The organism is Ramlibacter sp., from assembly GCF_013697775.1.
Taxonomy (GTDB): domain Bacteria; phylum Pseudomonadota; class Gammaproteobacteria; order Burkholderiales; family Burkholderiaceae_C; genus Ramlibacter.
In genome coordinates this window covers 1-21,142 of sequence record NZ_JACCWG010000032.1, presented here as the reverse complement: position 1 = coordinate 21,142, position 21,142 = coordinate 1, and the positions used below count along the sequence as shown (strand labels likewise).

The following is a 21,142-nucleotide window of genomic DNA, read 5'->3' as shown; positions in this document are numbered from 1 at the left end:
CGCTCCTCGTCCGACAAGATCAAATCCGCCTTTGGCCTGCCCGTTCTCATTGCGTATCTCCGCTCGAAAGATACCGCAAGAGCAAGCACGATTAATGCCTGTTATTTACGGGACAGGACACTAGTTGAGGGCCAGTTTTCTGTCCTTGACGACCTTCTGGTGCAGCTCGAATTCGGACTTGATCTGGGCGCTGAAGTCCCGCGGCGAACTGGCCAGCACCACCGACCCGGTGTCTTCGATGCGCTTGCGCACCGCGGGATCGCCGAGGACTTTCGCGATCGCCGCATGCAGCTTGTCGACCACGTCCTTGGGAATGTTGCGCGGGCCCACGACGCCGTAGTACGCCATGCGGTTCACCGCTTCCAGGCCGGCCTCGTTGAACGTCGGGACGTTCGGCATGGCGGCCATGCGCTGCGGCGACGCCACCAGCAGGGGAACCAGGCGGAGCTCCTTGATGAAGGGAAGGGCCGACGGAATGTTGTCGAAGATGATCGGAACCTGTCCCGCGATCACGTCGTTCAGCGCGGGGCCGGACCCGCGGTAGGGGACGTGGACGATGTACGTCCCGCTCAGGCTCTTGTACAGCTCCATCTGCAGATGCAGGATGGTTCCCTGGCCGGAGGATGCGTAGGCGTACTTGCCCGGCCGCCGCTTCACTTCCTCGAGGAACTGCGCATACGTCGTGGCCGGAAACGACGGATGCACCGCCAGCACATTGGCCGTGGCGGCAATGCCGGTGATGGCCGTGAAATCGGTGGTGGGGTTGTAGCCTGCCTTGGGATTGAGGGCGGGAACCGCGGCTGTCGTGGACGCGGTTGCCAGGCCCAGCGAATAGCCGTCGGGCGCCGCCTTCATGGTTTCCGTCGCCCCGATGAGGCCGCCGGCGCCGCTGCGGTTCTCGACCAGCACCGTCTGCCCCAGCGCGCGGCCCAGCGGTTCCGCGATGATGCGCGCCATGATGTCCGCGGCCCCGCCGGGCGCGAAGGGCACGAGCAACCTGATTTCCCGCTCGGGGTATTCGCCCGCGACACACGTGAATGCCAGCGTGGCGGAAAAGATACCAGCGACGAAGTTCCGCAAGATGTTCATGCGATGGCTTCGGGCTGCGTGACCTGGCTCACGGTGGCTTTCACCTTGCAGTCCGCCGTGCTCCCATCCGGGAAAATCCATCTCGGCGTGGCCAGGTGGTGCATCTCGACCTTCATCGAATCCAGGTCGAACACGGGGTCCCAGCCGGAACTCATCGCGAACCGCAGGCCCGCGATCGGATTGAGGCCAGCTTCGACACGTTGCACGTCGCGCTTCAGGTGGTGGGCGATATCCCAGTTCTCGTAGCGGCCCTGGCTGACCGTGCTCACCCAGCAGTGGCGGCCTGCGGCGGATTGCCCCTCTTCGACGAAGTAGCCGATGTAGTAGGCGTGCTTGACGTTCGCGAGGCGCAGCAGCTTCATCAGTGCGGAGTTGATGTCCAGGCAGTTCCCGGTGAGGAGGTCGCAGGTCAGCGGCGCATCGGTTCTTCCGGTGCTGTGCTTGTAGACGAATTTTTCGCTGATGCGGTCCACGATGCGGCGCAGCCGCGCGCGCTCGTCGGCGATGCCGTCCAGGTCCAGGCTGCGAAATAGTTCCACCGCGTCGTCCCCGGGGACCGTGTTGCGGCCTTCGCGGGGAGCGAAGTGGGCCTCGACGAACGGGCCCGGGCGCAGGCCGATGTCCATGTGCACCAGGCTTCGCGCATCCTTCGGCGCGAAGCTGGCGAGCATCGCGGATTGGCGGCCGTCTTGCGTGCTCACCGTGCGCGTCGTCCAGGTGGGCGGGAGCTTCATTCCCATGAACTCCTGGTCCGCCGTCGTGGGGGGAACCGGAAACAGCGCTCCGAGCGCCCCTTCCGGAATTGAATCCTCGTCGAGCTCAACCTGCAGGCGGTAGTTGCTCATGGTGCGGCCTATGCGACGGCAAGGTACAGGACGTATGCGTAGGAGACCAGGAAGGAGCCCGCCACTGCGAGGGCCATGTACAGCGCGAAACCGCGAGGCTTCACGAGTGCCCACACGGCGATCATTGCGGGGACGCTCGTCACGCCGCCACCCACCAGGAAGGCGAGCGCGACCGCCTTGCTCATCCCGAGGCCGATCAGCCCGCTGACCAGCGGCAGCGCGGCATAGCCGTTGAGATAGCTGGGGATGCCGATGGCGATCGCCAGGGGGATGGCGGTTGGGCCTTGCCCGAGCCAGGCAGTGACCTTCTCGGCGGGCAGGAAGACAGTCATCAGGCTTTCCAGCAGGAATGCGATGGTCATCCAGCGCAGCAGGAACCAGCCGTTGGAGCGCACGCTTTCCCAGAACGCGGTGCGCGATTGGGCGGACTGCCAGAACTTCCACTCGGGCGCGGAGTCTGCGGCCTTCTTCTTGCTGCAGCACTTCTTGACCGGCCCCTGGCGCAGCATGTCCACCGCGATGTTGTAGCGCGCCAGCAGGTGCACCGCTCCACCGGCGAACAGCCCGATGACCACCGCGGCGACCGTCTTGACCACGGCGAATTCAAGGCCCAGGCTGGCAGCCGTCATGATGAACATGGTCGGGTCCATCAGCGGAGAGCTCATCCAGAACGCCATGACGGGGGCCAGCGGCACGCCCGCCATCAGCAGCCCGGCAATGATCGGCACCACGCCGCACGAGCAGAACGGCGACGCGGCCCCCACAAGGGCGGCGACCGCGATCATGCGGACGGGATTGCCGGTGAACGCCTGCGCCACCAGCCTGTCGGCGCGGCTGGCCGTCGCATACGCGGCCAGCGCGACCGAAAGCGCAATCCACGGAGCGATGTTCAGGAGGGACGTTCCCGTGGCGGCCAGGGAAGCCTGGAGCTGCCCCGGCAGCGCCACTGCAATGAACACGATGATCGCCGCGATGCTGAGCAGCGGCTTGTCGATGCGCGACCAGAGGCCGAGCAGGCGTGTCGCCAGCGGCTCGGTCGGGGCTGGCGGGGCGGCTTTGACGCAGCACGCCTTCACGCCTGCGGTTTGGGGGGAGACACTGGTTTCCATGATGACCTCGCAAAAGTGGACCGACTCTTCGTTCCGGGGACCGGGTTCATTCGAACGTTGAAACTGCTATCAAACTAGGATTGTGGTTTTATGAGGTAAAAAAACTAGCTTCTGGCCCCCCGGAAGACCGGCAGGGCGACACCCTTGCAGCAGTCCTGCTTGAGGAACACCAGGACGTCGTTGAGTGCGTCGAAATTGGCCTGGCAGCGAACCGTGCGCCCCTCTTTGGTCTGGCTGACGAGCTTGGCGTCGGCGAGCTCGCGCAGATGGAACGCCAGGGTGGATGCCGGAACCTCCAGCGCCTTCTGGATCTCGCCGACGCTGAGGCCTTCCTTGCCGGCCCTGACGAGAAGCTGGAACAGCTGCAGGCGGTAAACGTGGCCCAGTGCGGCAAGACATTGCACGGCGATCTCTGCTTTCATGCGCCGATTATATCACTAAGTTTATGGTTTAGTTTCCTCGTCATCATCAGCCTGCCCGAAGATCCCCGGCTTGACCGAGATCACTCGCTCTCTGGATGCGCGCGCTCTCGACTGGAAGCTTCTTTCGCCGGGGAATTGAGGCGCGCCGGCTCCGGGCACCGGCCGTGCGCCGTTGATGGAGGCCTGCAGCCCGGACACCAGCGCGCGGTACGCCGCCGCGTCCCCGAACCAGGCGGGATCGATCGCGACGAAGATGGAATAGTTTTCCTGCCGTGTCCGCTCTTCCGCGCCAGGCAGCAGCGCCAGCCGCATCAGCAGCTCCAGGCTGCCCGCCCATCCCGACACCTTGTGCGCATGGTCGCCGCCGGCCAGCGCGATGATTCCGTCGAAAGCGCCGTTCGTGCCGAAGACCTCGTCGAAACGCTCCGCCTGGCCTGCGCTGTGCTTGGACAACACGCCCGCGGGCACCGGCGCATTGGCCTTGTATGCGGCCATGACCTGCCCATTGGTGACGGCGCCGACCGAGGAGTCGTAGATGAAGGGCACCGGCCCGGCACTCGGGAATCCGAAGCTGTGGCCGGTGGTGCTGAAGACCGCGGACGCACCGCCATACGGCGCAACCCGGGCAGGACTGTGGGAGATCGCAATGCCGATCAGGCCGTGGTCGACCATGGCCTCCGTGTACTGGCCCATGCATCCGGTGGGATAGCAGCCGGCCATGGTGACGACCGCCAGGCCTTTCTCGCGTCCGAGGCGCACCGCTTGCGAAACCGCGGCGTCGGCCGCGCTGTAGCCGAGTGCCCGCTCGCCGGAAACATCCGTGTGGAACCCGTTGACCGTCGTCGTCAGCGGCTGGGCAGGCACGACCTTGGCGCTCGTCACAAGCTGCGTCAACCACGGCAGCCTTTCAAGCCCGTGGCCCGTCTTGCCCGAGTATTCCGCGTAGAGCCAGCTGGTGAGGGTCGAAGCGATTTCGGCAGGTGCGAAACCCAGTCCGGACAGCGCCGCGGTCACCCGCCGGCGCACCGTGGCTTCATCCATCAGGATCTGGTGCGGTGCCGCTTCCATGGCCTAACAGCACACCCGCAACGCGACCGGTTCGGCCAAGGCGGCCTTCGTCGAAATCAACGGCGCGGCCATCAGCGCCGGCTGTTCGATGCCGAGCATGGCCAGGAATGTCGGCGCAACGTGCGCCAAGGTGCCGCTGCCGGCGTGCCACGCCACCTTGCTGCCGGCAGCGGGGATGGCCAGCAGCGGGACCGGGTGCGGCGAATGCGAATTGAAGGGCCCGCCGGCGGCGTCGGTCATCTGGTCGGCGTTGCCATGGTCGGCCGTGACCAGCAGTTCCCAGCCGTGCCGCCGGCATGCCTGGTGGACGTCCCAGAGCGCAGCGTCGACATGGCCCGCCGCCACAGCGGCGAGGTCGTAGCGGCCGAGATGGCCGATCTGGTCGAGGTTGGCGATATTGATTACCAGCGCATGCGGCGCCTCGTCGGATTCGATCACCTCCAGTGCCGCAGCCAGCAAGGTGGAGAGGGACATCTCCGGGCAGTCCGCCAGCATCTGGTCAGGGACTGCCGGAATGCAGATGGACCGTTCGCCCATCGGCGGATTCAGTCCGTTGAAAAAACGGGTCACGTGCGGGAACTTGCTGCTCTCCGCAATGCGCGTGGTCGGCACGCCAGCGCGCTGCAGCGTGCTGGCAAGCCCGTCTGCCAGGGGCGCGCTCGGAAAGAAGACGCGATCGGCCGGGATGTCCTCGCCCAGGTCGGTGACCGCGTACACCGGGCAGTGCGCATTGATCATCCGTGCGACCTGCTGTGCGCGGTCCGCGCGGTGCGAGGTCAGGAGGACAGGTTCACCGGGTGCGACGCTCGCCACGCGCACGGCATGCGCGGGGAAACTCGCTTCCGTCGCGCTGCCCAGGTGTTCGGCCAGGCGGCCCGCGCTGAACGCGGGAAGCGCTGCCGTATTCATCAGCGCGTCCACGAATTGCCGGGTGATCGCCAGGTCGCCGCTGCGGTCGCAGAACCACTTCCTGCCCATGACCAAGCCGATGTCGCAGTCCGCCGAGCCGGCAAACGGCTTCATTAATGCGACGGCGCTGCCGGCGGGTGCATCCACGCCGTCGAGCACAAGGTGGACGATCACCTCGGCGTCCGGGCAGTTCCGCCGGGCGAGTTCGTTTGCCTGCTGGATGGTGCGCGCGTGGGCATGCACGCCGGCATCCGAGAGCAGCCCGACGATGTGAATCCGGCGGTGCTTCGCCAGCGCCTGCCAGGCGTCGTGGCGTGCCCAGGACCCATCCTGGTAGCCCTGGTTGATGCGCTGCAACGAAGTCGGCGGCACGTAGCCGGCGCCGATCACCGTGTGCCCGACTTCGGAGTTGCCGACCATGCCGGGCTCCAGTCCCACGGCAGGGCCGGACGCTTCCAGCGTCGCATGCCCGTACGCCTCCATCAGCGAGAAAAAGCGCGGCATCGTCTTCGCCGTGACGGCGTTGCCCGCGCATTCGGGGCGCAAGCCGGCGCCGTCGAGGATCAGCAGCACGCCGCGCGTCATGCGGCGCTTCCCATCGCGGGCGCGGGCCCGCTGCCCTGGTTGTGGTGGGCCACGAAACGCGCCAGCTCGGTCCAGTAGCTGGGAAACGACTTCTCCACGCACTTCGGGTCCTCGATGCGGATGCCGTCGTGCACCAGCCCCAGCAGGCTGAAGGCCATCGCGACGCGGTGGTCGTTGTACGTCTGCACGCTGCCGGGCGTGAGCGTATCTGTGGGCCGCACGTCCACCGAATCGTCGCCACCCACGGCGTGGCTGCCCAGGCGGTTTAACTCCGCCTCGATCGCATGGATCCGATCGCACTCCTTGATCTTCAGGTTGGCGATGTTCGTGACCCGGGTGTTCCCCTCGGCCTGCGACGCGACCGCCGCCAGCGTCAACACCGTGTCCGGCATGGTGTCCATGTCCACCGTGATGCCGCGCAGGGTGACCCCTTTGACCTCGACGGAATCCGCATGCCAGACGACGGAAGCGCCCATCTTGCCCATCAGCGTCGCGAACTGGGCATCGCCCTGTTTGGAGCTTTGGGTGATGCCGGGAATGACGACGGTGGTTCGGGTCAGCGCGGCGGCGGCGGCGAAATAGGACATGGCGCTCGCGTCCACCTCGATGTGGATGGTGCTCTTATTGGGCATGCCAGGCCAGACCGTGAATGTGCGAAGCGCTTCGTGCTCCACGCGCAAGCCGCAGTCGCGCATGATCTGCAGCGTCATCTCCACGTAGGACTTCGAGACCAGGTCCCCATCGACCTGCACCGTAACCGGCTGCTTTTGCTGCGCCGCGAGGAGCAGCAGCGAGGTCAGGAACTGGGACGACTTGCTTGCGTTCACCCGCCAGGCCGTCTTTTCGATCGCCACGCCGCCAGTGATCTTCACGGGCAGGCAGCCTTCGGTGGCCAGGCACCTGAACTGCACACCCATCCCGGTGAGCGCATCCAGCAGGTCGCCCATGGGCCGCTCGCGCAGCCGGGCGTTGCCGTCCACCGTTGTCTCGCCCTTGGCCATCGCGGCGAAGGCGATCAGCAGCCGCGCCGGCGTTCCGCCGCCACCCACGAAAACAGGCTTTTCCGGCGCGGTGAGCTCTTCGCTCGTGCGCACGACCGTGAAGCCTTGCTGCGTCTTTTCCACCGCGAGCCCGCCGAAGGCGTTCAGGCATGCCGCCAGCAGATCCGTGTCTTCGGAGTGCAGCGCGCCGACGATTTCCGTGCGTCCCATTCTCTGCGCGGCGAGCACCAGGGCGCGGTTTGTGTACGACTTGGACCCGGGGATTTTCGCGATGAACGGCTCGGCCGCCGTTGCCTTCAGCTTGAAGGCCGCCAGGTCCAGGGACTGGGGATGGCTGCTTGTCTTGAGTACGGCATTCATATCACTCTCCTGAAAATTCGTTGTGTTCTAGAAATGGCCCAGGCCCGTGGCCAGGAAGCCGAGTTCCCATCTCAGCTGCGCGGCGTCCGGGACGGGCATCCTGTCGGGGTTGGGTGCAGCGTCGTTCAGATCCGAAGAGAAACCTTCGGATCGCGTCGGCGGTGCAGGTTCGCCGCCGGCAGTGTCCCAAGGCGTTCCGGCGGCGCTGTCGTGGCGTGCTCCGGCGTTCATGGTCCGCTGCAAGGCCCGGCACTACTCGAAGGCGAAGTACATGCGCGCGAAGTCGCTGCTTGGCGCTTCGAACACCTCGCTGGCGCGTCCGTGCTCGATCAGCCGACCTGCTGATCCGTCGTGCCAGAACAGCGCGATGTAGTCGGCGACGCGGCGCGCCTGCGCGATGTTGTGCGTGACCAGGACGATGGTGATTCTCTTGGCCAGTTCCTTGATCAGTGCCTCGATCTTCTGCGTCGAGATCGGGTCGAGTGCGCTGCACGGCTCGTCCATCAAGAGCACGCTGGGCTTGAGGACCAGCGCGCGTGCCAGGCAAAGCCGCTGCTGCTGGCCCCCCGACAAGGACAGCGCGGACACCTTCAGCTTGTCCTTGACCTCCGCCCAGAGGCCGACGTCGGTCAAGGCCTGCTCGATCGCCTGGGCGATCACCGCCTTGTCCGTGACGCCATGCTGCCTGAGCGGAAACTCGAGGTTGCGCCAGATGGAGAACGGGAACGGGTTCGGCTTCTGGAACAGCATGCCGATCTGGCGCCCGAGAACGACGGGCGAGCCCTTCACGGAACCGCAGTCCTTCTGGAATATGACGTCGCCGGTGATGCGGCAGTCGAGTTCCAGGTCGGTGAGCCGGTTCAGCGAGCACAGGAAGGTCGACTTTCCGCAGCCCGAAGGACCCATGATCGCCGTCACCGCGTTGTGCGGAATCCGCAGCGACGTGTTCTCGATGACCTTGCGCGCGCCGTAGCTGATATCCAGATTCGAGATTTCGAAACAGCACTCCTGGTCGCGCACTTCCGGTGGCGCTCGAAAGAGCATCCCGCCGTGGTGCCTCGTGAAGGGTTGCTGGGCCAATGCGGTCATTCGACTATCTCCCTATGGATAAGCTCGTTCCAAGCAATTTCGCTTGCAGACGATCCGACGTGAAATGGATTGCGAGGCTGATGAGGGCCAGTAAAAGCAGCAGCACGAACGCCGATCCGTAGGCGGCGTGCTGTCCGCCGGGCACGTTGGTCGCGAGTTCGTAGATGTGGACGGACACGCTGCGCCCGGAATCGAGGACCGACTCGGGCATGCGGTCCGCATAGCCGCTGGTGAAGAGCAGCACGGCGGTTTCTGCCAGCGCCCGCGTCAGGCCCAGGACCAGGCCCGCGGTAAGCCCGCGGATCGCCACGGGCAAGGTCAGGTGCCAGACCGTCGCTGTCCTGTTCAAGCCGAGCGCGATGGCCGCCGTGCGGTAGTGGCCGGAGATTTGGTCGATGGCGCTGCAGAAGGTACGCGTCAGGATCGGCAGGATCATGCAGCCCAGCGTCAATCCTCCCGCCAGGATCGAATAGCCGAGGCCCATCCAGCGGCAGAAGAACGCCAGGCCGAACAGGCCGAACACCACGGACGGCACGCCGGCCAGGATGTCCAGGCTGCACTTGACGATCGGCACCACCACCTTGCTGCCCCTGAGGAACTCGCTCAGCAGGATGGCCGTACCCAGCGCGATGGGCAGCGCCGCCGCCAGGCTGATGCCCACGATCATCGCGGTGGAAACCAGGATCGGACCGATTCCTCCGGCGCGTCCACCCTGTGCCGGCCCCTGGAGCAGGAAGCTCGGCGTGAGCATCGGCGCGCCGTGAACGACGATGTGCGCGATCGGAAGAATGAGCGCCAGGACCGCAACCACCACCGTGAAGTGGACGATGAGGCTGGACAGCCATTCATCCTTCACGGCGGGAGTGTTGCCGCGCCTTGCGCGGCTGGGCGCGTTCATTTGCTCGTCTCCCACTGCTGGCGGCGCGAATAGATCTCGCTCACCATGACCAGGAAGGTGACGACCAGCAGCACCATCAGCCCCGTCGCATACAGCGCCGACTGGTGCATTCCCAGTGCATACGGCATCTCCAGCGCGATGTTGGCGGTCAGCGTGCGCACCGGATCGAAGAACGAGGCGGGCATCTGGACGACGTTGCCGCACACCATCAGCACCACCACCGTCTCGCCGATGGCGCGAGCGGCGCCCAAGGTCATCGCCGCAAGGATGCCGGCGCTCGCGTGCCGGAACACGATGTGCAGGATGGTCGAAGCCCGGCTCACGCCGAGCGCGGTGGACGCGTAGATATAACTTCCGGGAACCGCCTGGATCGCCGAATGCGCGACGACGGTGATGGTGGGAAAGATCATCAGGCTCAGGACCAGGATGCCTGCCAGCATGCTCGTCCCGGGCGCGGCGATTTCCCCGATGAGAGGGACCACGACAACCAGCCCCCAGAAGCCGTAGATCACGGTCGGCATGCCTGCGCTGATATCGACGAGGCGCAGCAGGGCGGCCGCGGTACGGCGCCTGCAGTAGAAGGCGCAATACACCGCGAAGCCGACGCTGATCGGTGTCGTCAGGAGCAGCGCCCCTGCAGTGAGCAGCAAGCTGGAGACCAGCATCGGCGCAAGATTGAACTGGTTCTCGCGCGGTCCCCACTCGGCGTCGGACAGCATCCGGACGAGTCCGACTTCGGACAACACGGGGTAGCTTCCCGTCACAAGGAAGGCCGCGATGAGGCCGAGGATGGAGAACGCGACCAGCGCTGCCGCGGCAAGCACGAGGAAGACGGTTCTGTCCAGCTTTCGGTCCTGCCGCGCGCGCACGCGCGGATCTTCGCCCCAGGCGATGTTCATGGTTTCCCCTTTCGGATGGACGCTCGAACACGGTCCGGCACGCTGCCGGACGGGCATGTATCAGGGGACAGGGATGAAGAAATTCGCGGTGATGAGCTTCTTGGCTGCGGGAGACGTCGAGAAGTCGAGAAGGCTGCGGGCTTCCGGCGACAGGGGTTCCCGGTAGACGAGATTCAAGTCCCGCGCAATCGAATACGTGCCGTCAGCCACGCTCTTCGTGGAGGGCATGAGATTGTCGAGCTGCACGAGCTTGATCGGTGCGCCATGCTCCTGCTCGTACTCGGCCGACCCGATCGACACATAGCCGATCGAGCCCTTGTTACCCGAGATCGTCATGATTTCCTGCTGGTTGTCGCCGACGATGACATGGGCCTTGATGGCCCGGTAGGGCAGGCCGAAATGGTTGGAGAAGATGTCCAGCGTGGAGCGGCCCTCGGCCTTGCTCACGACGGTGATCGGCATGTCCGGCCCGCCGACCTCCTTCCAGTTGCGGACCTTGCCGGAATAGATGGCGATCACCTGGTCGCGCGACAGCTTTTGCACGCTGTTTGCCTTGTTGACGATCATGGCAATGCCGTCGCGGGCAATCAGGACCGAGCGCAGGTCCTTTTCGTTGTCGTACAGGGCCCTGGACACCATGCCGATCTGGGCGGTCTGCTTGCGCACGTCGGTGATCCCCCGTGACGTGCCTCCGGTCTGGACATCGGTGCGGATATTGGGATATTTGATCTCATGCGCCTTGGCGATGTCGGCCATGAGGGGAGCGATGGTGCTGGCGCCGGTGACGGTCAATCGCGTCGGCTGCACATCGGCAGAGTTCGCCGCTCCAGCAAAGACAAGCCCGAGAGCAATGGCGATCCAGCGCATTGCACCGATGAAATTCATCATGTTTTATCTCCCTGTGAAATACAACTATATCCCTAGCGTTCCAGCAATGTGGAGCAATTTCGTTTGGTAACAAGTGCTTTGCGGCCGGATTTGTGCAGGCCCTGTTTTGCGCCGGCGAATCGAATGCATCGGCGCGCGCCTATTCGATTTCATCCCTATGATGCTAGTTGTGTAGTTAGAGAGGAAGCGCTTCGATGCGTCTGCTGCACAACGTCAACACGAAGGAGTACATCATGGTTTCCCCCGAACATTGGCTGCTGTCGAACTACGCGCATGCAGCGATCGTGATCGTCCTTGCGCTGGCCGTGGGGGCGGGTTCCATGTTGTGGCGAGTGGTGAAGGAGCGTCTCGATCACGGCGCCAGGCGTCGCGGCGGAACGCACGATTCGAATGCATAGGAGAAGACACGATGGACACGGCCAAGCTCAATCGCAGGCTCTTTTTGAAATCCAGTGGCACGGCTGCCGCCGCCGTTGGTTCGGTGGTCATTCCCATCCAGCCCGCGCATGCCGCGCAGCCGGCTGGCGCGGCGGGGGCGACGGCACTGCCGTATCCCGCTAAGGCCATCGGCAAGGCGGCGGCGATGCCGGTGAACCAGGCCGTGGCCTTCGCCTACCCGGATGCGTCGTCTCCGTGCGTCGCGATCCGCACGGGTTCCGAAGTACAGGGCGGCGTCGGGCCGAACAAGGACATCGTCGCGTACAGCGCGCAGTGCACGCACATGGGCTGTCCGGTTGTCTACGAGCCGACCACCAGGACGTTCAAGTGCGGCTGCCACTTCTCGATCTTCGATGCCGAGAAGGCGGGACAGATGGTGTGCGGCCAGGCGACCGAGAACCTGCCGATGGTGCGCCTGCGCCACGACCTCGCGACGGACACGATTTCCGCGTTCGGCGTGGACGGCCTCATTTATGGCCGCCAGGCCAACATCCTTTGAGGCGCCAGCCATGAGCACCAGCACCACGGACCGCATCGCGCTGCCGCCGGCGGACGCGCAGAAAACCAACCTCACCTGCCACTTCTGCATCGTCGGCTGCGGCTACCACGCGTACAAGTGGGATGCGCTGCGCGAAGGCGGCCGCGCGCCGGACCAGAACGCCCTGGGCATGGACTTCCGCAAGCAGCTGCCGCCGATGGCGATCACCCTGACCCCGGCGATGACCAACACGGTCAAGGACCGCGACGGCAAGCGCTGGAACATCATGATCGTTCCGGACAAGGCCTGCGTGGTCAACGGCGGCCTGTCGTCCACGCGGGGCGGCAAGATGGCCTCGTACATGTACAGCGAGGGCGGCGCGGGCCGCGAGCGCCTGAAGAGCCCGCGTGTCTTCCGCAGCGGCCTGTGGCTGGACACGAACTGGTCGGCCGCGATGGCGCTGTACGCCGGACTGACCAGGAAGATCCTCGACACCGACGGGCCGGGTGGATTGTTCTACGACTGCTTCGACCATGGCGGCGCGGGCGGCGGCTTCGAGAACACCTGGGGCACCGGCAAGCTGATGTTCAGTGCGTTGCAAACGCCCATGGTGCGCATCCACAACCGGCCGGCCTACAACTCCGAGTGCCACGCCACGCGCGACATGGGCGTGGGCGAGCTGAACAACAGCTATGAAGACGCACAGCTCAGCGACACCATCATCGCCACCGGCTGCAATCCCTACGAGACGCAGACGAACTACTTCCTCAACCACTGGGTGCCCAACCTGTCCGGCGGCACCGTGGAAAAGAAGCGCAAGTGGTTCCCAGGCGAATCGGCCGCGGCAGCCAAGGTGATCATCGTCGACCCGCGCCGCACGGCAACCGTCGCCATCTGCGAACAGGTCGCGGGCAAGGAGAACGTGCTGCACCTGGACCTCCTGCCCGGCACCGACACCGCGCTCTTCAACACGCTCTTCACCCATGTCGTGCAGCAGGGCTGGCACGACAGCGACTTCATCGCCGCGTCCACCAAGGGCTTCGACGATGCGGTGAAGGCCAACCGCATGTCACTGGAGGACGGCTCCAGGATCACGGGCATTCCGGTCGCCAGGCTGGTCCAGGCGGCGGAGTGGGCATACAAGCCCAAGGCGTCGGGACACCGCCCGCGCACTTTCCATGCGTACGAGAAGGGGATCATCTGGGGCAACGACAACTACGTGATCCAGAGCGCGCTGGTCGGCCTGGCGCTCGCCACCCGCAACGTCGGGCGCCGCGGCACCGGCGCATGCCGCATGGGCGGGCACCAGGAAGGCTACACGCGGCCGCCTTACCCGGGCGAGACGAAGATCTACATCGACCGGGAGATCATCGGCGGCAAGGGGCTCATGTACACGCTGTGGGGGACCAATCCGTTCCAGACGACGCTGAACGCCCAGGAGCACCGCGACGTGATCGCCCGGCGTGCCGGCATCGTCAAGGAAGCGATGGCAAAGGCACGTGGCGCATCCACTGAACAGATGGTCGACATCATCTACGACGCCTGCAAGAACAAGGGCGGGTTGTTCGTCGTCGGCATCAACCTGTATCCGACCACGATCGCCGAGCACGCGCACATGCTGCTGCCGGCAACACACCCGGGCGAGATGAACCTGACGTCCATGAACGGCGAACGCCGGCTGAGGCTGTCGGAGAAGTTCATGGATCCGCCCGGCTCGGCCAAGCCGGACTGCCTCATCGCCGCGGACATCGCGAACACGTTGAAGGCGATGTACGCGGCCGAGGGCAAGGCGGACATGGCCCGGCGCTTCGAGGGGTTCGATTGGAAAACCGAAGAAGACGCCTTCAACGACGGCTTCCGCCGTGCCGGCAGGCCGGGCGCGGGGCCGATCGACAGCCAGGGCGGCGACACCGGCTACCTTGCCACCTACGCGCTGCTGCGCAAGGCCGGCAACAACGGTGTGCAGCTTCCGATCAAGGAGGTGCGGGGCGACACGCTGGTCGGCACCGAAATCCACTACGCGGACGGAAGGTTCGATACCAAGGATGGCCGCGCCGAATTCAAGCCGGCGCCGTGGAACGGGTTGCCGAAAACCGTGGAGGACCAGAAGGCGAAGCACCGTTTCTGGATCAACAACGGACGGGCGAACGAGGTCTGGCAGACGGCCTACCACGACCAGTACAACGCCTTCGTCAGCGACCGCTACCCGATGGCCTATCTCGAGATGAACCCCCGGGACGCGGCCTCCGCGGGTGTCGAAGCGGGCGACGTGGTGGAGGTGTTCAACGACCATGGCGCCACCTATGCGATGGCGTACCCCACCGCATCGGCGAAGACGGACCAGACCTTTATGCTGTTCGGGTACTTCAGGGGCGTTGCCGGCAACGTGACCACGCCATGGGTCGACCGCAACGTGGTGCCGTACTACAAGGGGACGTGGGCAAGCATCCGCCGCGTGGGCAGCATGGAGGAGTGGAAGCAGCACGTCAGCCTGAAGGAGCGCCGTTTCAGCTGAGGAGGTCTCCGCCGGTGCTGATCTTGCGAGGCGGTCAACGGCCGAGCACGCCGACGCGTTGTGATGAGGCAGTCCAGTCGGGCGGCTAATTTCTTAATCACTCTGCGGGACCACACTATGAACAAACTCCTTGCCATTCTGGCTGCCTCCTTCTTTGCCGCGTCGTCCTTTGCCGCATCCCACGCAGGCGCGCCCATGGCCGCTTCTTCGGCCGCTGCCAAGACGGAAATGAAGGCCGAAGCGAAGGCCGACGCGAAGTCCGCCAAGGCCACCGCCGCCGCGGAAAAGAAGCACGCGCGGGCGCGAGCCAAGGCAGCGAAGAAGGCCGCCGCCGCCCAGAAAAAGGCGGAGAAGGCTGCTTCGACGACCAAGGCTGAAGGCAAGGTCAATGCGGCCGACGCGACGAAGACCAAGGCCGTGGTCGCCGCTGAAGCCAAGCAGCAAAAGTCGGAAGTGAAGGCAGAAGCCAAGAAGGAAGACGCCAAGAAGTAATCTTCTTCAGGCGCTCGTCAAAATGCCCGCTTTAGCGGGCATTTTGCTTTGGTACTTGCAAAATGCAGACCCGCTCAGCGGTGCTCAGCGGTGCTCAGCCAGGCCGCCGCTGCCTCGCCGTTGTTCACGCAGCATGAACAGGTAAAGCCCTTCCACCTTCTCGCGCGCCCATGGTGTTTTGCGAAGGAACTTCAGGCTCGAGTTGACGCTTGGATCGTGGGTGAAGCAGCGCACCGGAATTCGGACCGCCAGTTCGGCCCACCCGTAATACAACTCAAGCGCACGAACGATGGCCTCCAGCGTCAGGCCGTGCAGAGGATCGCGGGGGTGGGCGGGAGGGGGCGAGGCGTCTTGCATGCATGAATTCTGCCCGCCCAGCCGGTTCACGGCCAGGCATGGCATCTACCATCTGCCGACGCCCGCGTCCTCCGCATGCCTACACCGCGGGCACACAGGGCGGCCCATGCTCGCGCATTTCAGCGCGGCGCTTGCGCAGGACCTACGATGAGTTTCCACGACGATCTTTCTCTCACGCGGCGCAACCTGCTGCTTGCCGGCGCCGCCTCGGCCGCGGCCACGGCGCCGGGCGCCGCATCCGCGCAGGGGACCCCGCGAGAGCCCGCGCCATCCATGGCGACGGTCACGCTGGACGTGAACGGCACACGGCGCACGCTCGAGCTCGACACGCGCACGACGCTGCTCGACGCCCTGCGCGAGCACATGCACCTGACCGGCACCAAGAAGGGTTGCGACCAGGGCCAGTGCGGCGCCTGCACGGTGCTGGTGGACGGACGCCGCACGGTGTCCTGCCTTACGCTGGCAGTGATGAACCACGGCGCGAAGGTCACCACCATCGAGGGTCTGGGCACGCCCGCGAAGCCGCATCCCCTGCAGGCGGCGTTCGTCAAGCACGACGGCTTCCAGTGCGGCTACTGCACGCCGGGCCAGATCTGCTCGGCCGTCGGCATGCTCGACGAGCTGAAGCGCGGCGTGCCCAGCCATGCGGCCGCCGACATCGCTGCCCGCCCGCTGCTGTCGCGCGCCGAGTTGCAAGAGCGCATGAGCGGCAACCTCTGCCGCTGCGGCGCGTATTCCAACATCGCAGAGGCGATCACCGAGGTCGCGGGAGGCCGGGCATGAAAGCATTCAGCTACGAGCGCGCGAGCACGCCCGCGCAGGCTGCGGCGGCCGTCGCGGCCCGGCCCGGCGCCAAGTTCGTTGCCGGCGGCACCAACCTGCTGGACCTGATGAAGCTGCAGATCGAGGCGCCGATGCACTTGGTGGACATCAACGGCATCGGGCTGGACAGGATCGAACGCACCCCCGACGGCGGCCTGCGCATCGGCGCGCTGGTGCGCAATGCCGACCTGGCCACCGACGCCCGCGTGCGCCGGGACTACGGCGTGCTGGCCCGTGCGCTGGTGGCCGGTGCGTCGGGGCAGCTGCGCAACATGGCGACCACCGCCGGCAACCTGCTGCAGCGCACGCGCTGCCCGTATTTCTACGACGGCAACATGCCGTGCAACAAGCGCCTGCCGGGCAGCGGCTGCTCCGCCATCGGCGGCTACAGCCGCCAGCACGCGGTGGTGGGCTCCAGCGACGCGTGCATTGCCACGCACCCGAGCGACATGGCCGTGGCCATGCGCGCGCTCGACGCGGCGGTGGAGACCATCCACGCCAGCGGCCGTGCGCGCGTGATTCCCATCGCCGACTTCCACCGGCTGCCCGGCAACACCCCGCACGTGGAGACCACGCTGGAGCCGGGCGAGCTGATCACCGCGGTGACGCTGCCGCGGCCCGCCGGCGGCCGGCAGCTCTATCAAAAAGTGCGCGACCGGGCCTCGTACGCCTTTGCGCTGGTGTCGGTCGCCGCGATCGTGCAGCGCGACGGCACCGGCCGCGTGGCGCTTGGCGGCGTCGCGCACAAGCCGTGGCGCGTCGATGCAGCCGATGCCGAGCTGCCACGCGGCGCGAAGGCCGCCGCCGACCGGCTGTTCGCGGACGCCCGGCCCACCGAACACAACGCTTTCAAGCTGGCATTGGCCGAGCGGACGATCGCCTCGGTGCTGGAACAGGCCCCAACCCCATGAAATTCGACACCCCCGCCACCACCAACCCGATCGACCAGGGCAAGGTCGTCGGCAAGCCGGTCGACCGCATCGACGGCCTGCTCAAGACCACCGGTACCGCGCCGTACGCGTACGAGCGGCACGACGTGGCCCGCAATCCCGCCTACGGCTGGGTGGTCGGCGCCGGCATCGCGAAGGGCCGCATCCGGTCCATGGATCTCGAGGCGGCGCGCCGCGCGCCGGGCGTGCTCGCCATCGTCACCGCGCAGTCCGCGGGTGCGCTGGGCAAGGGCAAGATGAACACCGCCAAGCTGCTGGGCGGCCCGGAGATCGACCACTACCACCAGGCCGTCGCCCTGGTCGTGGCCGACACCTTCGAGCAGGCGCGCGCGGCGGCCCAGCTGGTGAAGGTCGACTACGAACGGACGCCGGGCCGCTTCGACCTCGCCAAGGGCAGGGATGGCGCGGCGAAGCCCGACGAAATGAACGGCGGCACCCCCGACTCCAGTGTCGGAGACTTCGCGGGCGCGTTCGCCGCCGCGCCGGTGCAGGTGGACGCCACCTACACCACGCCTGACCACAGCCACGCCATGATGGAGCCGCACGCCACCATCGCCGCCTGGAGCGGCGACCAGCTGACGGTGTGGACGTCCAACCAGATGGTCGACTGGAGCCGCGGCGACTTGGCCACCACGCTGAAGATCCCGAAGGAAAAGGTGCGGCTCGTGTCGCCCTTCATCGGCGGCGGCTTCGGCGGCAAGCTGTTCGTGCGCTCCGACGCCGTGCTCGCCGCGCTGGGCGCGAAGGCCGCGGGGCGGCCGGTGAAGGTCGCGCTGCAGCGCGCGCTGATGATCAACAACACCACGCACCGGCCCGCCACCATCCAGCGGGTGCGACTCGGGGCCGAGCGCGACGGCAGGATCACCGCCATTGCGCACGAGAGCTGGTCCGGCGACCTGCCCCAGGGCAAGCCGGACAGCGCCGTGCACCAGACCCGCATGCTCTACGCCGGTGCCAACCGCATGACCGCGACACGGCTCGCGACGCTGGACCTGCCCGAAGCCAACGCGATGCGCGCACCCGGCGAGGCGACGGGGCACATGGCGCTCGAGGTCGCGATGGACGAACTGGCCGACAAGCTGGGCATGGACCCGGTGCAGCTGCGCATCAGGAACGACACGCAGGTGGTGCCGGACCATTCGCGCGCCAAGGGCAAGGACGACCCGCAGGGCCAGAACGCCCAGGCGGCCAGCCAGCAGGCCAAGCCGGCCGGGCAGCCGTTCTCGCAGCGCCAGCTGGTGCAATGCCTGCAGATAGGCGCCGAGCGCTTCGGCTGGAACAGGCGCAACGCGAAGCCGGGGCAGGTGCGCGACGGCCGCTGGCGCGTCGGCATGGGCGTGGCGGCGGCGTACCGCGGCGCGCCGACCACCAAGTCCGCCGCCCGCGTGCGGCTGGACGGGCGCGGCGTGGTGACTGTCGAGACCGACATGACCGACATCGGCACCGGCAGCTACACCATCCTGGCGCAGACCGCGGCGGAGATGCTGGGCGTGCCGCTGAACACCGTCTTCGTGCGCCTGGGCGACTCGGCGTTTCCCGTCTCGTCCGGGTCCGGCGGCCAGTGGGGCGCGGCCAGTTCCACGGCCGGCGTGTACGCCGCGTGCGTGAAGCTGCGCGAGGCGATCGCGCAGCGGCTGGGCATCGCTTCCGCCACCGCGGTGTTCGCCGATGGCCAAGTGCGCTTGGGCGCGCGTCGCGTCGCGTTGCGCGAGGCGGCGGCCCAGGGCGAGCTGGTTGGCGAGGACACGATGGAGTTCGGCGAGCTGGCAAAGCAGGCGCAGCAGTCCACCTTCGGCGCGCACTTCGTCGAGGTGGGCGTCGATGCCTTCACGGCGGAGGTGCGGGTGCGCCGCATGCTCGCCGTGTGCGCGGCCGGCCGCATCCTGAATCCGAAGACGGCGCGCAGCCAGGTGATCGGCGCCATGACCATGGGCGTGGGCGGTGCGCTGATGGAAGAGCTTGCCGTGGACAAGCGCCTAGGGTTCTTCGTGAACCACGACCTCGCGGGATACGAAGTGCCCGTGCATGCCGACATCCCGCACCAGGACGTGATCTTCCTCGACGAGGTGGACCCGATGGCGACGCCGTTGAAGGCCAAGGGCGTCGGTGAGTTGGGCATCTGCGGCGTGAGCGCGGCGATCGCCAATGCGATCTACAACGCAACAGGCATGCGCGTGCGCGATTACCCAGTGACGCTGGACAAGCTGCTGCAGGGGCGGGCGCAGGCGGCGTGACACCGTCGCCTATGCATGTACCCGCCGGGTGATACGCGCGGCGTCAGCGCAGCATGCGGGCGAAAACGAAGCCCAGCGAGAACGCCGCGGCCACGTACGTGAGCGGCTTGCTGAGCACGCGCTCGCGCATGCTGCCATAGGCATTGACGGCGGTATCTTCGAGCGGCGCGAGGGTGAAGGTGTTGATGCGTTCGCCATTGGGAGGGCCGTCCAGCGGCGCGACGCTGGCGGTCGGGATGATGGCAACGGGCACGTCGCTGTCGATGTCGACTTTCGGCACCGGGAGAATGGAAGCGGGTGTCATGGAAGCGTTCGGCTGCATTTTGGTTGGTCCTTCAGGTCTTTGCCCGAATCTACGGCGGCGGGCGGGACCGCGGCGTAGGCGCAGGCGCTGCGACGCCGCAGCTCGGCGCGCACCCATGTCGGCGGAGAGCTTGACTTCGTCAGCTCTCTGCACATAAAATTCAGGACCAAACAGTCCTAAAAAATGGCACGCCTGAGAGAATTTGATCACGAGCAGGTACTGGATGGCGCGTTGCAGCTATTTTGGCGCGGCGGCTATGAGGCAACTTCGCTCGATGGGTTGCTTCGCGAAGTGGGCCTCAGCAAAAGCAGCTTCTACGGTGCATTCGGCAGCAAGCACGAAATGCTCCTGGCGTCCCTCGACCGCTATATCGAGACTGTACTGCAGGCAAACATCGACGATTTGCGGCGTGGACCACCTCGCGCAGCGATTATCAGGAGCTTCGAAAAGATTCTTGGCTTCCAATCCTCCTCTAAAACCTGCTTTCTTCAGGTTTGCGCGATCGAACGAGGCGGACAGGACCAACTCGTGCGCATGCGCGTCAGGCGCGGGCTGGAACTGCTCGAAGACGCCTACCAGGACACGATCGTGCGGGGACAGGAAGCTGGACAGTTTGCCGCGGATGCCGATGCGCGCGTGCTGTCCACGTTTCTCGTCGCAAATCTCTATGGGTTGCAGGTTTTGGGCCGCGCCAATCTCGCAGTGGATGCACGAACTAAGACTCTCGCGACGATCATGAAAGCCTTGGTGTAATTTTTTTTGGCTGATTACGGACTGAATAGTACAAAAAGAGCATAAAAGGAGAAAAGATGATGACTGATAGAAGAGCCTTTGGAATCAGCTTGGCAACGACGGCGGCCGCCGGCGCCACGCCGGCGCATGCCGCAGACGATGACCGCGAGGCTAACAAACGGAAAGTTTTAGTGTTCTACGACGCGGCTTTGAATCAAAAAAACATCGACGAAGCCGTGACCTATTTTGGGCCGCATTTCATCAATCACAATCCCAGGAGCAAGGATGGAATCGAGGGTTTTCGGTCGTTGATGGATGGCATGAAAATGCAATTCCCTGGACTTCGCAGCGATGTCAAACGCGTCTTCGCCGACGGCGACTTTGTGGTGCTGCATGTCCACGTCAAGCCTCAGCCCGAAGAAGCGGGGTTGGCGATCATGGAAATCTTCAGGCTTGAACACGGCAAGATCGTTGAACATTGGGACGTGCGCCAACCCATCCCCGAAACCGCCGCCAATACGAACGGGATGTTCTAGTGTAGTGCGCGCGAATTAGTTGAACTTTCGCTCGAAGGCATACTCCGATGGCCAAGGGGGTGTGATGCCATGCGGGTCGCCAAGTCGATTGAGCTGGATGGGCAGACGCAGCAGGAGCTTCG

22 protein-coding genes are annotated in these 21,142 nt (G+C 65.6%); 9 read left to right on the top strand and 13 right to left on the bottom strand.

The window, feature by feature from the left end:
* Positions 1 to 120: 120 nt before the first annotated feature.
* The 11 genes from H0U68_RS01775 to H0U68_RS01725 form a co-directional block, all read right to left on the bottom strand.
* Positions 121 to 1,089, bottom strand: a complete 969-nt coding sequence (locus tag H0U68_RS01775) for a tripartite tricarboxylate transporter substrate binding protein BugE (RefSeq protein WP_296352445.1) — start codon at positions 1,087 to 1,089, stop codon at positions 121 to 123.
* Entirely contained in the window at positions 1,086 to 1,823 is a 738-nt protein-coding gene (locus H0U68_RS01770; protein WP_296352444.1) for a transglutaminase domain-containing protein, read from the bottom strand. Before H0U68_RS01770 ends, H0U68_RS01775 begins: the two co-directional genes overlap by 4 nt.
* 119 nt (positions 1,824 to 1,942) lie before the next feature.
* The gene (locus H0U68_RS01765; RefSeq protein ID WP_296352443.1) at positions 1,943 to 3,043 is read right to left on the bottom strand and encodes a permease; all 1,101 of its coding nucleotides are present in this window, start codon (positions 3,041 to 3,043) and stop codon (positions 1,943 to 1,945) included.
* Positions 3,044 to 3,147: 104 nt separating this feature from the next.
* Entirely contained in the window at positions 3,148 to 3,465 is a 318-nt protein-coding gene (locus H0U68_RS01760) for a metalloregulator ArsR/SmtB family transcription factor (protein WP_296352442.1), read from the bottom strand.
* 21 nt (positions 3,466 to 3,486) lie between these two features.
* Complete coding sequence (locus H0U68_RS01755) at positions 3,487 to 4,533, bottom strand: Ldh family oxidoreductase (RefSeq protein ID WP_296352441.1); 1,047 nt, start codon at positions 4,531 to 4,533, stop codon at positions 3,487 to 3,489.
* Between the two features lie 3 nt (positions 4,534 to 4,536).
* The gene (locus tag H0U68_RS01750) at positions 4,537 to 6,027 is read right to left on the bottom strand and encodes a hypothetical protein (RefSeq protein WP_296352440.1); all 1,491 of its coding nucleotides are present in this window, start codon (positions 6,025 to 6,027) and stop codon (positions 4,537 to 4,539) included.
* Entirely contained in the window at positions 6,024 to 7,388 is a 1,365-nt protein-coding gene (gene aroA / locus H0U68_RS01745) for a 3-phosphoshikimate 1-carboxyvinyltransferase (protein WP_296352439.1), read from the bottom strand. The genes H0U68_RS01750 and aroA overlap by 4 nt, the downstream gene beginning before the upstream one ends.
* A 252-nt stretch (positions 7,389 to 7,640) precedes the next feature.
* Positions 7,641 to 8,477: a phosphate ABC transporter ATP-binding protein gene (locus tag H0U68_RS01740; RefSeq protein WP_296352438.1), complete on the bottom strand. Its 837-nt coding sequence runs from the start codon at positions 8,475 to 8,477 to the stop codon at positions 7,641 to 7,643.
* A 4-nt stretch (positions 8,478 to 8,481) separates the two neighbouring features.
* Positions 8,482 to 9,375, bottom strand: coding sequence for a phosphate ABC transporter permease PstA (pstA, locus tag H0U68_RS01735; RefSeq protein WP_296352437.1), 894 nt, complete (start codon positions 9,373 to 9,375; stop codon positions 8,482 to 8,484).
* Complete coding sequence (gene pstC / locus H0U68_RS01730; RefSeq protein ID WP_296352436.1) at positions 9,372 to 10,274, bottom strand: phosphate ABC transporter permease subunit PstC; 903 nt, start codon at positions 10,272 to 10,274, stop codon at positions 9,372 to 9,374. The genes pstA and pstC overlap by 4 nt, the downstream gene beginning before the upstream one ends.
* Before the next feature lie 60 nt (positions 10,275 to 10,334).
* Positions 10,335 to 11,162 carry a phosphate ABC transporter substrate-binding protein gene (locus tag H0U68_RS01725; protein WP_296352435.1) on the bottom strand — a complete coding sequence of 276 codons (828 nt, stop codon included), beginning with the start codon at positions 11,160 to 11,162 and terminating at the stop codon, positions 10,335 to 10,337.
* Positions 11,163 to 11,356: 194 nt separating this feature from the next.
* On the opposite strand from H0U68_RS01725, the gene H0U68_RS01720 reads away from it, so the two are divergent.
* From H0U68_RS01720 to H0U68_RS01705, 4 genes are all read left to right on the top strand, one after another.
* On the top strand, positions 11,357 to 11,560 hold the full coding sequence (locus tag H0U68_RS01720) for a hypothetical protein (RefSeq protein WP_296352434.1): 204 nt from the start codon (positions 11,357 to 11,359) through the stop codon (positions 11,558 to 11,560).
* An 11-nt stretch (positions 11,561 to 11,571) separates the two neighbouring features.
* Positions 11,572 to 12,099, top strand: a complete 528-nt coding sequence (locus H0U68_RS01715) for an arsenate reductase (azurin) small subunit (RefSeq protein WP_296352433.1) — start codon at positions 11,572 to 11,574, stop codon at positions 12,097 to 12,099.
* Positions 12,100 to 12,109: 10 nt separating this feature from the next.
* Positions 12,110 to 14,593, top strand: coding sequence for an arsenate reductase (azurin) large subunit (locus H0U68_RS01710; protein WP_296352432.1), 2,484 nt, complete (start codon positions 12,110 to 12,112; stop codon positions 14,591 to 14,593).
* 63 nt (positions 14,594 to 14,656) lie between these two features.
* On the top strand, positions 14,657 to 15,085 hold the full coding sequence (locus tag H0U68_RS01705) for a cell envelope biogenesis protein TolA (protein WP_296352431.1): 429 nt from the start codon (positions 14,657 to 14,659) through the stop codon (positions 15,083 to 15,085).
* A gap of 84 nt (positions 15,086 to 15,169) precedes the next feature.
* On the opposite strand, the gene H0U68_RS01700 is transcribed toward H0U68_RS01705, so the two are convergent.
* Positions 15,170 to 15,442 carry a VF530 family protein gene (locus tag H0U68_RS01700; RefSeq protein ID WP_296352430.1) on the bottom strand — a complete coding sequence of 91 codons (273 nt, stop codon included), beginning with the start codon at positions 15,440 to 15,442 and terminating at the stop codon, positions 15,170 to 15,172.
* Positions 15,443 to 15,589: 147 nt separating this feature from the next.
* Here H0U68_RS01700 and paoA point away from each other — a divergent pair, with 147 nt between their 5' ends.
* The 3 genes from paoA to H0U68_RS01685 are packed head-to-tail and all read left to right on the top strand — an operon-like array spanning position 15,590 to position 19,448.
* Positions 15,590 to 16,225, top strand: a complete 636-nt coding sequence (gene paoA, locus H0U68_RS01695) for an aldehyde dehydrogenase iron-sulfur subunit PaoA (RefSeq protein WP_296352429.1) — start codon at positions 15,590 to 15,592, stop codon at positions 16,223 to 16,225.
* Entirely contained in the window at positions 16,222 to 17,175 is a 954-nt protein-coding gene (locus H0U68_RS01690) for a xanthine dehydrogenase family protein subunit M (RefSeq protein WP_296352428.1), read from the top strand. Before paoA ends, H0U68_RS01690 begins: the two co-directional genes overlap by 4 nt.
* On the top strand, positions 17,172 to 19,448 hold the full coding sequence (locus tag H0U68_RS01685; protein ID WP_296352427.1) for a xanthine dehydrogenase family protein molybdopterin-binding subunit: 2,277 nt from the start codon (positions 17,172 to 17,174) through the stop codon (positions 19,446 to 19,448). The genes H0U68_RS01690 and H0U68_RS01685 overlap by 4 nt, the downstream gene beginning before the upstream one ends.
* A 43-nt stretch (positions 19,449 to 19,491) precedes the next feature.
* On the opposite strand, the gene H0U68_RS01680 is transcribed toward H0U68_RS01685, so the two are convergent.
* A complete protein-coding gene (locus H0U68_RS01680) occupies positions 19,492 to 19,752 on the bottom strand; it encodes a hypothetical protein (protein WP_296352426.1) in 261 nt (86 codons plus the stop codon).
* A 183-nt stretch (positions 19,753 to 19,935) separates the two neighbouring features.
* Here H0U68_RS01680 and H0U68_RS01675 point away from each other — a divergent pair, with 183 nt between their 5' ends.
* Positions 19,936 to 20,505, top strand: a complete 570-nt coding sequence (locus H0U68_RS01675; RefSeq protein ID WP_296352425.1) for a TetR/AcrR family transcriptional regulator — start codon at positions 19,936 to 19,938, stop codon at positions 20,503 to 20,505.
* 59 nt (positions 20,506 to 20,564) lie between these two features.
* Positions 20,565 to 21,020, top strand: coding sequence for an ester cyclase (locus H0U68_RS01670; protein WP_296352424.1), 456 nt, complete (start codon positions 20,565 to 20,567; stop codon positions 21,018 to 21,020).
* Positions 21,021 to 21,142 lie beyond the last annotated feature (122 nt).

Excerpts from the sequence above, each read along its gene's own strand:
- H0U68_RS01775 (WP_296352445.1), bottom strand. The coding sequence starts at position 1,089 with ATGAACATCTTGCGGAACTTCGTCGCTGGTATCTTTTCCGCCACGCTG.
- H0U68_RS01770 (WP_296352444.1), bottom strand. The coding sequence starts at position 1,823 with ATGAAGCTCCCGCCCACCTGGACGACGCGCACGGTGAGCACGCAAGAC.
- H0U68_RS01765 (WP_296352443.1), bottom strand. The coding sequence starts at position 3,043 with ATGGAAACCAGTGTCTCCCCCCAAACCGCAGGCGTGAAGGCGTGCTGC.
- H0U68_RS01760 (WP_296352442.1), bottom strand. The coding sequence starts at position 3,465 with ATGAAAGCAGAGATCGCCGTGCAATGTCTTGCCGCACTGGGCCACGTT.
- H0U68_RS01755 (WP_296352441.1), bottom strand. The coding sequence starts at position 4,533 with ATGGAAGCGGCACCGCACCAGATCCTGATGGATGAAGCCACGGTGCGC.
- H0U68_RS01750 (WP_296352440.1), bottom strand. The coding sequence starts at position 6,027 with ATGACGCGCGGCGTGCTGCTGATCCTCGACGGCGCCGGCTTGCGCCCC.
- aroA (WP_296352439.1), bottom strand. The coding sequence starts at position 7,388 with ATGAATGCCGTACTCAAGACAAGCAGCCATCCCCAGTCCCTGGACCTG.
- H0U68_RS01740 (WP_296352438.1), bottom strand. The coding sequence starts at position 8,477 with ATGACCGCATTGGCCCAGCAACCCTTCACGAGGCACCACGGCGGGATG.
- pstA (WP_296352437.1), bottom strand. The coding sequence starts at position 9,375 with ATGAACGCGCCCAGCCGCGCAAGGCGCGGCAACACTCCCGCCGTGAAG.
- pstC (WP_296352436.1), bottom strand. The coding sequence starts at position 10,274 with ATGAACATCGCCTGGGGCGAAGATCCGCGCGTGCGCGCGCGGCAGGAC.
- H0U68_RS01725 (WP_296352435.1), bottom strand. The coding sequence starts at position 11,162 with ATGATGAATTTCATCGGTGCAATGCGCTGGATCGCCATTGCTCTCGGG.
- H0U68_RS01720 (WP_296352434.1), top strand. The coding sequence starts at position 11,357 with ATGCGTCTGCTGCACAACGTCAACACGAAGGAGTACATCATGGTTTCC.
- H0U68_RS01715 (WP_296352433.1), top strand. The coding sequence starts at position 11,572 with ATGGACACGGCCAAGCTCAATCGCAGGCTCTTTTTGAAATCCAGTGGC.
- H0U68_RS01710 (WP_296352432.1), top strand. The coding sequence starts at position 12,110 with ATGAGCACCAGCACCACGGACCGCATCGCGCTGCCGCCGGCGGACGCG.
- H0U68_RS01705 (WP_296352431.1), top strand. The coding sequence starts at position 14,657 with ATGAGGCAGTCCAGTCGGGCGGCTAATTTCTTAATCACTCTGCGGGAC.
- H0U68_RS01700 (WP_296352430.1), bottom strand. The coding sequence starts at position 15,442 with ATGCAAGACGCCTCGCCCCCTCCCGCCCACCCCCGCGATCCTCTGCAC.
- paoA (WP_296352429.1), top strand. The coding sequence starts at position 15,590 with ATGAGTTTCCACGACGATCTTTCTCTCACGCGGCGCAACCTGCTGCTT.
- H0U68_RS01690 (WP_296352428.1), top strand. The coding sequence starts at position 16,222 with ATGAAAGCATTCAGCTACGAGCGCGCGAGCACGCCCGCGCAGGCTGCG.
- H0U68_RS01685 (WP_296352427.1), top strand. The coding sequence starts at position 17,172 with ATGAAATTCGACACCCCCGCCACCACCAACCCGATCGACCAGGGCAAG.
- H0U68_RS01680 (WP_296352426.1), bottom strand. The coding sequence starts at position 19,752 with ATGACACCCGCTTCCATTCTCCCGGTGCCGAAAGTCGACATCGACAGC.
- H0U68_RS01675 (WP_296352425.1), top strand. The coding sequence starts at position 19,936 with ATGGCACGCCTGAGAGAATTTGATCACGAGCAGGTACTGGATGGCGCG.
- H0U68_RS01670 (WP_296352424.1), top strand. The coding sequence starts at position 20,565 with ATGACTGATAGAAGAGCCTTTGGAATCAGCTTGGCAACGACGGCGGCC.